Raw genomic sequence first — 10,426 nt, 5'->3', positions numbered from 1 at the left:
TGAAGCTGAAGGAGATTTCCTACATCCACGCCGAGGGCTACGCCGCCGGCGAGCTGAAGCACGGCCCCATCGCCCTCATCGACGAGAAGATGCCGGTGGTGGTGATCGCGCCCCATGACCGCATCTTCGAGAAGACCGTCTCCAACATGGAGGAGGTGGCGGCCCGCGGCGGCAGGATCATCCTCATCACCGATGCCAGGGGCGCGGAGATGGCCCATGGCGATGCCGTGCAGAAGCTGATCCTGCCGGAGATGCCGGCCGTGGTGTGCCCCATGGTCTATGTGCTGCCCGTGCAGCTCATCGCCTATCACACTGCTGTCATAATGGGCACCGACGTGGACCAACCCCGAAATCTCGCCAAGTCCGTCACGGTCGAGTAGCCGGGCGATTGCCTACAATGCGTGCATATTGCGGTAAAGGTTGCTACTCTGGAGAGGCTTGAAGGGGGGCTTGCCGTCTATGGCGGTGCGCCTCTTTTGGCGTGCGCCATAGCTGGGCACGGTGGTTCAGTGCACCGGACGTCCTTGGTGGGTGGAACTGAGAAGACCGAGCCGGATGCAGCCCGCTGGATTCACTCTCGTCATGAACCTGGCCGTCGCGCTGCTGTTCGCGGCGAGCTATGTCACGATTGCGCTGCTGAATCCGGGCTATCGCGCACCGGTGTGGTTCGCCGCCAGTTATGGCGTGGGCGTGCTGACGCCGGTGGCGCAGCTGGGGCTGGCCTATAGCGGCTGGACCACGCCGTTCGTGATCCTCGTCTTTCTCACCTTTGCGATCGCTCTGGTGCTGATGGTGCCCGCGCTGGCCTTTTTTTACCGTCGGCGACCGCCCTGGCGGCTGGTGGCGGGGCTCGTGGTCTACGCGTTGCTCCTGTTGCCGCTGCAGGCCATGTTGCCGCATCCTTCGTTTGCCCGCGAACTGGCCTACCAATCGCCGTTCTTCATGGCGATGGCGGCATGCGTATGGGTGATCCTGCATGACAGCCCGCGTCGCGCCGGCGATCTGGTGCTGGCCGGCAGCTTTGCCCTGCTGGCCCTGCACTTTCCCATAAAGGCGATGATCGCGGCCCAGATCGGCACGGGTGCGAGGCCCGCCGACTATATCGGCACCACCTACGCCCTCATCTCCCAGGTCAGCTCCGGCATCCTGCTGGTGGCGACCGGACTCCTGCTGCTCATCAAGGCCCTGCAAGCGGTGATTTTGGAAAAGCAGGCCGATGCGGAAACCGATCCTCTGTCCGGTCTCATCAACCGGCGCGGCTTTGACCAGTATGCGGAGCGGCTCCTGGAAAGGGCCGCCGCCTCGGCTTGGCCGGTTTCGCTGCTGCTGCTGGACCTCGACCATTTCAAGGCCGTCAACGACGTCCACGGCCATGCGGTGGGGGATGCCGCCATTCGCGCCTTTGGTGCGATGCTGAAGCGCAGCGCGCCACAATCGGCCGTGGTGGCGCGGATCGGCGGTGAGGAATTCGTGGTGCTGCTGGATCGCACCGGATTGGAGGGCGCCTGCCTTCAGGCCGAGGCGCTGCGGGTGGCCACCGCCACCTGCGCGGAGGAGGGGATTCCCGCGCTGACGGTGAGCATCGGCGTGGCCGAAGTGGGCCCGGGCTATGACCTGCGCAGCACCTTCCGCCACGCGGACGCAGCCCTTTATGCGGCGAAGGATGGGGGACGCAACCAGGTTTGCCGCGCCGCGCAAAAGCGGGCAGGGGCCACTCTCGCGCCACTTTAAGTTATGGTAAATTATGTTTTAAAAACAGAGCATTAATGCTGCCTGTTCAAGTGTTTCCTCGGCTTGTGTCCGCCTAGCGGTTGGGCCGTGTGACGATGAAGACGGCGAGGATTGCGAACAGCGCGGCGAGGAAGATCAGCACGCCTTGCGGCGCTCCAAAATACCATGAGCCGGCAAATGAGCCCACGAAGCTGGAGAGGGCGAACAGCTTGGCCACGGGCGGAATGGCCCCGGTCTCGCGCCAGCGGACGACGCTGGGGCCGAGATAGCGGTGGTTCAGCAGCCATGCCTCCACCCGCGGCGAGGAGCGCGTGAAGCACCAGGCGGCCAGGATGAGGAAGACCGTGCCCGGCATCATGGGCACGACCATGCCGATGATGCCGATGATGAGGAACACCACTCCGGCGGCGAACAGGATCTGCCTGTAAAGGGCGGAGCGCATGGCGCGCGCATCCACGCGCCGCTGGCCCTGGCGCGTGCCGGAAGGGGCCGCGCCGCCGTCACTGACAGGGCCGTCGCGGACCGGGTCTGGGCCGCCAGGGGGCAGTGGCTGGCGCGATGGGGAAGTCATGGGGTCGACCATGCCGGCTCCGTTTGGCCAGGGCAAGGGGCGGGATGCGCCCGCTCCGGCCCCGGGGCTTGATCGCATGCGGCGCGCGTCGGGCGATGTCAGCCCGCTGAGAGCAGCCGCACGGCGGCGTCGCGCTCATGGAGATAGAGCAGGGTGTGAAGCGGCTCCGATTCCGGGGCACTCAGCTCGGGATCCTCGCGGATGATGGCCGCGGCGGCGGCGCGGGCAGCTTCCATCTCGGCGCCATGAAACTCCTGCCGGGCGATTCGAAAGCCGGGCATGCCGCTCTGCCGGGTGCCGAGCACATCGCCTTCGCCGCGCAGCCGCAGGTCTTCCTCGGCCAGCCGGAAGCCGTCCTGGCTCTCGCGCAGGACGGAAAGGCGAGCCTTGGCGGTTTCGCTCAGCGGGCCGCGATAGAGCAGCAGGCAGGTGGAAGCCTTTTCCCCGCGCCCCACGCGCCCGCGCAGCTGGTGCAGCTGGGCCAGGCCAAAGCGTTCGGCGTGCTCGATGACCATCAGCGTGGCGTTGGGCACGTTCACCCCCACCTCGATCACCGTGGTGGACACGAGCAGGCGGGTTTCGCCCGAGGCGAAGCGGGCCATGGCCGCATCCTTCGCGGCGCCGGACATGCGCCCGTGCACCACATCCACCTTGGCGCCGAAATGGGCCTTGAGATCCTCGAACCGTTCAGTGACCGAGGTCAGGTCCGAGGCTTCGCTCTCCTCCACCAGCGGGCAGATCCAATAGGCCTGGGCGCCCTTCGCCAGGGCGCGGCCGACCCCCGCCACCACCTCGTCCAGCCGCTCCATGGGCAGGGCGCGGGTGTCCACCTCCTGCCGCCCCGGTGGCTTTTCCCGCAGCTCGGAGGAATCCATGTCGCCGAACAAGGTCAGCACCAGGGTGCGGGGAATGGGGGTGGCGGTCATCACCAGCATATCGACGCCCTGGCCCTTGCGCGCCAGGGCCAGCCGCTGTTCCACGCCGAAGCGGTGCTGCTCGTCCACGACGACGAAGGCGAGGTCTTGAAACGCAACATCGTCCTGGATGAGGGCGTGGGTGCCGATGAGGAGCTGGGTGCGCCCCGCTGCCAGGTCGTCCAGCAGCGCCGCGCGCGCCTTGCCCTTTTCGCGCCCGGTCAGCACCGCCACCCGGATGCCGGCCGCCTCCGCGAGGGGGGCGATGGTTTCCAGGTGCTGGCGGGCGAGGATCTCGGTGGGCGCCATCAGCGCCGCCTGCCGGCCCGCTTCCATGGCGGTGGCGGCGGCCAGCAGCGCCACCACGGTCTTGCCGGACCCCACATCCCCCTGGAGCAGGCGCAGCATCCGCCGCTCGGCCGCAAGGTCGGCGCGGATCGCTTCCAGCGCCTGCTGCTGCGCGCCGGTGAGGGCGAAAGGCAGAGCGGCGAGGATGCGCCGCGAAAGGCTGCCGTCGCCGACCGTGGAGCGTCCGCCCGTGCGCTCTTCCCGGGAGCGAACGAAAGCAAGGGTGAGCTGGTGGGCGAACAGCTCGTCAAACGCCAGCCGGCGCCAGGGCGCGCCGGTGGGCACCGCCTCCTCGGGCGATTGCGGGCGGTGGATCCGGGTGAGCGCCTCGCGAAAGGCGGGCCAGCCCTGGGCGGCCCCCAGCGCCGGAGGGATCCACTCCGTAAGTTCGGGCACCCGACCGAGGGCGGCCTCGATGGCGCGGCGCAGATAGCCGGGCGCGAGGCCCTCCACCAGCGGATAGACCTGTTCCACCGGCGGCAGCCGGGCAAGCCCCGCAGCGTCGAGGATGCGATCCGGATGGGTCATCTGCCGCATGCCATCATAGAGCGCGATGCGGCCGCACAACCAGCGCGTGGAGCCCACCGGCAGCATGTGTTCCAGCCGGGCGCGATCCATCTTGAAATGCGCGACCACCAGGCTGCCGCTGGCATCTGAAACATAGGTGCGGTGGGGCGCCCGGCTGCCTTCCGGCGGGTGCTGGTGGCCCTCCACATGCACCTCAAGGGTCACATCCGTCTCGGGAATCGCCTCGGCAATGGAGGGGCGTGCGCGCCGGTCCACAAACTGCGACGGCATGTGGAACAGCAGGTCCAGCACCCGCGGCGGATCACGCCCGAGAAGGCGCGCAAACGGGCGCAACAGCTTCGGGCCAATGCCGGGAAGACTGTCGAGAGGCGCGAACAGCGGATCGAGCGAAGCCGGGCGCATGGGGCAGGGGAGGGGATGATCTCTTAAAGCAGTCTGCGAACTTAAAGTTAAAGTTCAACTTGAGATATGGCAAATTTTCCTATTATTTCAATGTGTCATCTCAAGCTGTGGATGTGGGGCATGAGCGGCGGGGGCAGTGAGGGCGAAAAGGCGGAGCGGATGGCGTTCATCCTGGCGCTCCGCCAGCACGGCATTCGCGACGTCGCGGTACTGCGCGCCATGGAGCTCGTGCCGCGTCCGCTGTTCGTGGATCCGCAGTTGCGCGCCCACGCCTATGACGATGTCTCGCTGCCGATTCCCTGCGGGCAGACCATGTCGCAGCCGAGTCTCGTCGCCACCATGACCGAGGCGCTGGGCGCCACGGCCGAGCATGCCGTGCTCGAGGTGGGGACTGGCTCGGGCTATCAGGCGGCGGTGCTGTCGCATCTGGCGGCGCGAGTGGTGACGGTGGACCGTTACCGCACTCTCGTGTCCGAGGCGGTGGCCCGCTATGAGGTGCTGGGCCTGCGCAATCTGACCGCCTATGTGGGCGACGGCATGCAGGGCATGTCCTCGCGGGCGCCGTTCGACCGCATCATGGTCACCGCCGCGGCGCGGGAAATTCCCCCCGCCTTGCTGGAGCAGCTCAAGTTTGGCGGCGTGCTGCTGATCCCCCTGGGCAAGGGTGACGAGGTGCAGATGCTGGTGCGCGTGGTGAAGGAGCACTCGGGCAATCAGGTGCGCGAGCTGATGCCGGTGCGCTTCCTGCCGCTCATTCCGGGCACGGCGGCCACACTGTGAAAGAATCGCGTTCCGCCGGCGGCCTCTGGCCCTCGGTCTGATTGCGGAGCATGGGCGGCTGCCCTATCCAGGTTGAGAATTCGTGAAATGGGGTCGAGCCGTTGCGGACCTTCTCTGCACTTGGGTGGCGTAACCTTCTTGCGTTGCTGGTGGTGTCCGCCGTGGTTGCGGGCTGTGGCGGGCGGCCGAGCGGGGTTCTGATTCCCGTTCCCGACGATGTGCCCGGCACGTCCCATGTGAATATGGCGGTGGCCACGGTGCGCGCCCGCACCGACGGGCCGGACGTTTATACCGGCGAGCGCGGCGGCGCCCCGAGCTTCATGGAGATCGACGTTTCCATTCCGCCGGACAGCGCCCGCGCGGCCGGCGACGTGCAGTGGCCGAAGACGGTGCCCGGCAATCCGGCCACGGACTTCGTGACCACCCGTCTGGAGGACATGACGCAGGAGCAGGCCGTCAAGTGGTTCAACACGCGCATCAAGCGCACGCCCGGCCGGCAGGCTCTGGTGTTCGTGCATGGCTATAATCAGCGCTTCGACGATGCCGTGTTCCGCTTCGCCCAGATCATCCACGATTCCGGGGCGGACGTGACGCCGGTGCTGTTCACCTGGCCGTCGCGCGGCAGCCTGCTCGCCTATGGTTATGATCGCGAGAGCACCTCTTATTCGCGCGATGCCCTGGAACGCCTTTTGACCTTCATGGCCAAGGACCCGAACGTGGGAGAGATCTCCATTCTTGCCCATTCCATGGGCAATGTGGTGACCCTCGAGGCGCTGCGGCAGATGGCCATTCGCAACGGCCACATCCTGCCCAAGATCAAGAATGTGATGCTGGCCGCGCCGGACGTGGATTCGGATGTGTTCCGCACCATCTTCCGCGAGTTCGGCGAGCCGCGGCCCAACTTCACTCTGTTCGTCTCGCAGGACGACAAGGCGCTGGCGGTGTCGAAGCGGGTGTGGGGCGATGTGCCGCGCATCGGGCAGGTGGATCCCACCCAGGAGCCCTATCGCAGCGAGTTCGAGAAATACCACATCACCGTTCTCGACCTCACCAAGCTGAAAACCGACGACCCGCTGAACCACGGCAAGTTCGCCGCGAGCCCGGAGGTGGTGCAGTCCATCGGGGCGCGACTCGCCCAGGGCCAGACCATGACCGATTCCCGAGTTGGCCTGGGTGAACGCATCGTGCAGTTCTCCACCGATGCCGCCTCCACGGTGGGCACGGCCGCGGGCCTCGTCATCGCCGCGCCGGTGGCGGTGGTGGATCCCAATACCCGTGAGCATTATTCGACTCACGTGAACCAGCTGGGCAGCAGCATCTCCGATACCGCAAATTCCGGTGCGGAGACTGTGGCGGCTCCCGCGGCGCAATAGGCGTCGCGGCGGGGCATCACTCCGGCGAGCGCGCCGAAAGCGCGGCGCTGGGCTTGTCCCAACAAGGTGTTGCGGTCTCTTGCCCGCGCATCGCGCGGTGGCCGCGACGGTGAGGCGCGTGCTCCGCGCCTCCCTTTTTGTATTCCCTAGGGGAATGATGCGGGCGCCGTCCTTCAGGTCGCGTTTGCAATCGCCGGGGCGGTGGTTATAGTCCGCCCGCTTCGCCGCCTCCGGCAGTGCATGGGACGCATCCTTACGGCATGGTCCCGACCTCTTGACCCCAACAGACGAACGAGGACGCAAATGTTCATCACGCCTGCTTTCGCCCAGGGCGCTCCGGCTGCTGGCGGCGGGGCCGACATGCTCATTCAGCTTGCCCCGTTCCTGCTGATTTTCGTGGTCATGTATTTCCTGATCCTGCGGCCGCAGCAGAAGCGGGCCAAGGCGCACCAGGAAATGGTGACCGCCCTGCGCCGCGGCGATGTGGTCGTGACGGCTGGCGGCCTGGTGGGCAAGGTGTCCCGCGTGGTGGACGAGAACGAGGTCGAGCTGCAGATTGCCGACAACGTGCGCGTTCGCCAGATGCGCTCGCAGATCGCCACCGTCCGCTCGAAGGGCGAGCCGGCGAAGGACGAAGCGGCGGCTTCCTGATTCCATTAGATCGCGCGACATGCTGCACTTCTCTCGACTCAAAACGGCGGCGATCCTCATCACGGTCGCCCTCGGCATCCTGTTCGCGCTGCCCAATGTGCTGCCGCAGAGCGTGCTTTCGCATCTGCCCACATGGCTGGCGTCGAGCCGGGTGACCCTCGGCCTCGACCTCCAGGGCGGCTCCCACATCCTGCTGGAAGTGGATGGCGACGCGCTGCGCAAGGAGCGCGCCGAGCAGGTGCGCGACGAAGTGCGGCGTGTGCTGCGCGATCAAAAGATCGGCTACAGCAACCTCGCCGTCCGCGACACCACCATTTCCCTGCGTCTGCGCGACCCCGCCGACATGGAGAAGGCGCTGGCGGAGCTGCGCAAGCTTGCGGCGCCGGTCACCAATGCGGTGTTCGGCGGCAGCAGCGGCGAGATGGACCTGACCGTGTCCTCCGGCAGCGAGGGCGCCATCACGCTGCAGCTGACCCAGGCGGGCCTGGATGCGCGCATGCGCTCGGCCGTCGATCAGTCCATTGAGATCATTCGCCGCCGTATCGACCAGCTCGGCACGGTGGAGCCCAACATTCAGCGCCAGGGGCTTAATCGCATCCTGGTGCAGGTCCCGGGTCTGCAGGATCCGCAGCGGCTAAAGGCGCTGCTCGGCCAGACGGCCAAGCTCTCCTTCCGCATGGTCGACCAGTCCATGTCGCCGGAGCAGGCGCTGGAAGGGCGCGCGCCGCCCGAGTCGGATCTGCTCTATGGCCAGGATGGCCGGCCGTATCTTGTGGAAAAGCAGGTGCGTGTTTCCGGTGAGGATCTGGTGGATGCGCAGCCGGGCTTCGATCCGCAGAACCGCGAACCCATCGTCTCCTTCCGCTTCAATTCCAACGGCGCCCGGCGCTTCGCCGCGACCACCCAGGATGCGGTGGGCCGTCCGTTTGCCATCGTGCTCGATAATCAGGTGATCTCGGCGCCGGTGATCCGTGAGCCCATTTTGGGTGGATCCGGCCAGATTTCCGGCTCGTTCACGGTGCAGCAGGCCAATGACCTCGCCATTCTGCTGCGCGCGGGTGCTCTGCCCGCGCCGCTGAAGGTGGTGGAAGAGCGCACGGTGGGCCCGAGCCTCGGTGCCGATTCCATCGAGGCCGGCAAGGTCGCCGCTTATGTGGCGACGGGCCTCGTGGCGGTGTTTATGATCGCGGTCTACGGCCTGTTCGGCGGGTTCGCCCTGGTGGCGCTCGCCGTGCACGTGACCTTGATGTTCGCGCTTCAGTCGCTGCTGGGCGCGACGCTGACCCTGCCCGGCATCGCCGGCGTGGTGCTCACCATCGGCATGGCGGTGGACTCCAACGTCGTGATCTTCGAGCGCATCCGCGACGAGGCCCGCGAAGGGCGGGCTGCGATTTCCGCCATCGACAAGGGCTTCGTGAACGCGCTCGGCACCATCCTGGATGCCAACGTCACGTCCCTTGCGACGGCGGTCATCCTCTTCCTCATGGGTGGGTCGGGACCGGTGCGCGGCTTTGCCGTCACCTATATCCTCGGTCTGCTCACCACCATGTTCACGGCCTACACCCTCACCCGCCTGATGATTGCCTGGTGGGTGAAGTGGCAGCGTCCGGCCAAGCTGCCCATCTGAAGGTGCGCCGCTCATGCCTTTGATCGACTACATTCCGGCGCACACCCATATCGGGTTCATGAAGCTGCGCCGTTTCAGCTTCCCCCTCTCGGCGGCCATTTCCGTGTTCGCGGTGGTGCTGTTCGCGACGGTGGGCTTCAACCTCGGCATCGATTTCCGCGGTGGCACGCTCATCGAGGCGCAGACCTCGCAGGGGTCAGCCGACGTGGGCGCGCTGCGCGAACACCTCATCGACATTGAAATCGGTGATGTTCAGATCCAGGAGTTCGGTTCGCCGCGGGACGTGCTGATCCGTCTCGGCCAGGTGGGCGAGAACGAGCAGGCGCAGCAGAACATTGTGAGCGAGGTGAAGAACGCCCTCGGTCCCGATTACACCATCCGCCGCGTGGAATCGGTGGGCCCGAGCGTCTCGGCCGAGCTGGTGCGCCAATCCATCCTCGCCATGATTCTCGGCGCAGTGGCGGTGTTGGCCTATCTGTGGTTCCGCTTTGAGTGGCAGTTCGCGGTGGGTGCCATCGTGACGACGGTGCACGACATCTTCGTCACGCTGATGATCTATTCGCTGCTGGGCATCGATTTCGATCTCACGTCCATCGCGGCCATCCTCACCATCATGGGCTATTCGCTCAATGATACGGTGGTGGTGTATGATCGTATTCGCGAGATGCTGCGGCGCTACAAGAAGATGCCGTTGCCGGAGCTGCTCGATACGGCGGTGAACGCCACCTTCTCGCGTACCATCATCGTTTCCGTCACTACGTTCTTTGCAACGCTGGCCCTCTACTTCTTCGGAGGCGAGGTGCTGCGGGGCTTCTCGCTGGCCATGACGGTGGGCGTGGTGATCGGCACTTATTCCACCACCTTTGTGGCGGCGCCGATCCTCATCCATCTCGGGTTGCGTTCCAGAACGGTTGAGCCGAAGGCCGAAGAACCCGCCAAGGCTGGGCCTGAGGACGTGCTGAGCGTGGAGGAAGCCGCCGAGTTTATCGAGGCCGAGGAAGTGGTGGAGGGCAAGTCCGCTCCGGTCCCCGCTGCCACCGTGCCCGCCAAGAGCGCGGCGAAGGCCTCGGGCAAGGGGCCGAAAGGCGGCAAGAGGAAGAGGTGAGGCCATGACCGCGCGGCCGGACGACTCCTTCCTGCCGCGGCAGGTGCCCATCGACGGCTACGGGCCGAAGTTCTTCCATTTCGCCGGCATGTCCCATGCCGGCTCGCTTCTGGCCTTGCCCTCCGGCCTGCGCCCCTGGGCGCCGGCTGCTTGGTCGGATGTCGATGCCGCCGCGCTCGCGCCCATCCTGGCGGAGGCGGGGGCATTCGAGCTTCTGTTCATCGGCACGGGGCGGGACCCCGCCCATTTGAAAGAGCCGCTGAAGCAGCTGTTGCGGGATGCGGGCCTGCGCTTCGAGCTGATGCCCACGGGGGCTGCGGCGTCCACCTATAATGTGCTCCTGGAAGAGGGGCGCCCGGTGGGGGCGGCGCTGGTCGCGCTCTGAGCTCTTTCGGC

At 66.4% G+C, this 10,426-nt stretch carries 10 protein-coding genes; 8 read left to right on the top strand and 2 right to left on the bottom strand.

The genetic code is table 11. From position 1 onward, the window contains the following. Both L0966_RS05360 and L0966_RS05355 read left to right on the top strand, forming a co-directional pair. On the top strand, window positions 1-380 hold a 380-nt coding region (locus L0966_RS05360), incomplete at its 5' end, for an SIS domain-containing protein (RefSeq protein ID WP_234050776.1). 202 nt (window positions 381-582) lie between these two features. After that, a complete protein-coding gene (locus L0966_RS05355; protein ID WP_234050775.1) occupies window positions 583-1,731 on the top strand; it encodes a diguanylate cyclase in 1,149 nt (382 codons plus the stop codon). A gap of 73 nt (window positions 1,732-1,804) precedes the next feature. Here L0966_RS05355 and L0966_RS05350 read toward each other — a convergent pair whose 3' ends face one another. Further along, window positions 1,805-2,314: a YbaN family protein gene (locus L0966_RS05350; RefSeq protein WP_234050774.1), complete on the bottom strand. Its 510-nt coding sequence runs from the start codon at window positions 2,312-2,314 to the stop codon at window positions 1,805-1,807. Between the two features lie 86 nt (window positions 2,315-2,400). Then, the gene (gene recG, locus L0966_RS05345) at window positions 2,401-4,494 is read right to left on the bottom strand and encodes an ATP-dependent DNA helicase RecG (RefSeq protein WP_234050773.1); all 2,094 of its coding nucleotides are present in this window, start codon (window positions 4,492-4,494) and stop codon (window positions 2,401-2,403) included. 120 nt (window positions 4,495-4,614) lie between these two features. Here recG and L0966_RS05340 point away from each other — a divergent pair, with 120 nt between their 5' ends. The 6 genes from L0966_RS05340 (at window position 4,615) to L0966_RS05315 (ending at window position 10,415) form a co-directional block, all read left to right on the top strand. After that, complete coding sequence (locus tag L0966_RS05340) at window positions 4,615-5,274, top strand: protein-L-isoaspartate(D-aspartate) O-methyltransferase (RefSeq protein ID WP_234050772.1); 660 nt, start codon at window positions 4,615-4,617, stop codon at window positions 5,272-5,274. Between the two features lie 161 nt (window positions 5,275-5,435). After that, window positions 5,436-6,647 (top strand): alpha/beta hydrolase, encoded by a 1,212-nt coding sequence (locus tag L0966_RS05335; protein WP_234050771.1) that lies wholly within the window; start codon window positions 5,436-5,438, stop codon window positions 6,645-6,647. Window positions 6,648-6,950: 303 nt separating this feature from the next. Continuing rightward, on the top strand, window positions 6,951-7,298 hold the full coding sequence (gene yajC, locus L0966_RS05330; RefSeq protein ID WP_234050770.1) for a preprotein translocase subunit YajC: 348 nt from the start codon (window positions 6,951-6,953) through the stop codon (window positions 7,296-7,298). 19 nt (window positions 7,299-7,317) lie between these two features. Continuing rightward, window positions 7,318-8,925, top strand: a complete 1,608-nt coding sequence (secD, locus tag L0966_RS05325) for a protein translocase subunit SecD (protein ID WP_234050769.1) — start codon at window positions 7,318-7,320, stop codon at window positions 8,923-8,925. A gap of 13 nt (window positions 8,926-8,938) precedes the next feature. Then, a complete protein-coding gene (gene secF / locus L0966_RS05320) occupies window positions 8,939-10,030 on the top strand; it encodes a protein translocase subunit SecF (protein WP_234050768.1) in 1,092 nt (363 codons plus the stop codon). 4 nt (window positions 10,031-10,034) lie between these two features. Beyond that, window positions 10,035-10,415: an Mth938-like domain-containing protein gene (locus L0966_RS05315; RefSeq protein WP_234050767.1), complete on the top strand. Its 381-nt coding sequence runs from the start codon at window positions 10,035-10,037 to the stop codon at window positions 10,413-10,415. Window positions 10,416-10,426: the final 11 nt, after the last annotated feature.

It is taken from the genome of Xanthobacter sp. NM-59 (genome assembly GCF_021401125.1).
GTDB lineage: Bacteria > Pseudomonadota > Alphaproteobacteria > Rhizobiales > Xanthobacteraceae > Xanthobacter.
Note: the sequence above shows the minus strand (reverse complement) of the source record. Positions and strands in the feature narration are given on the sequence as shown.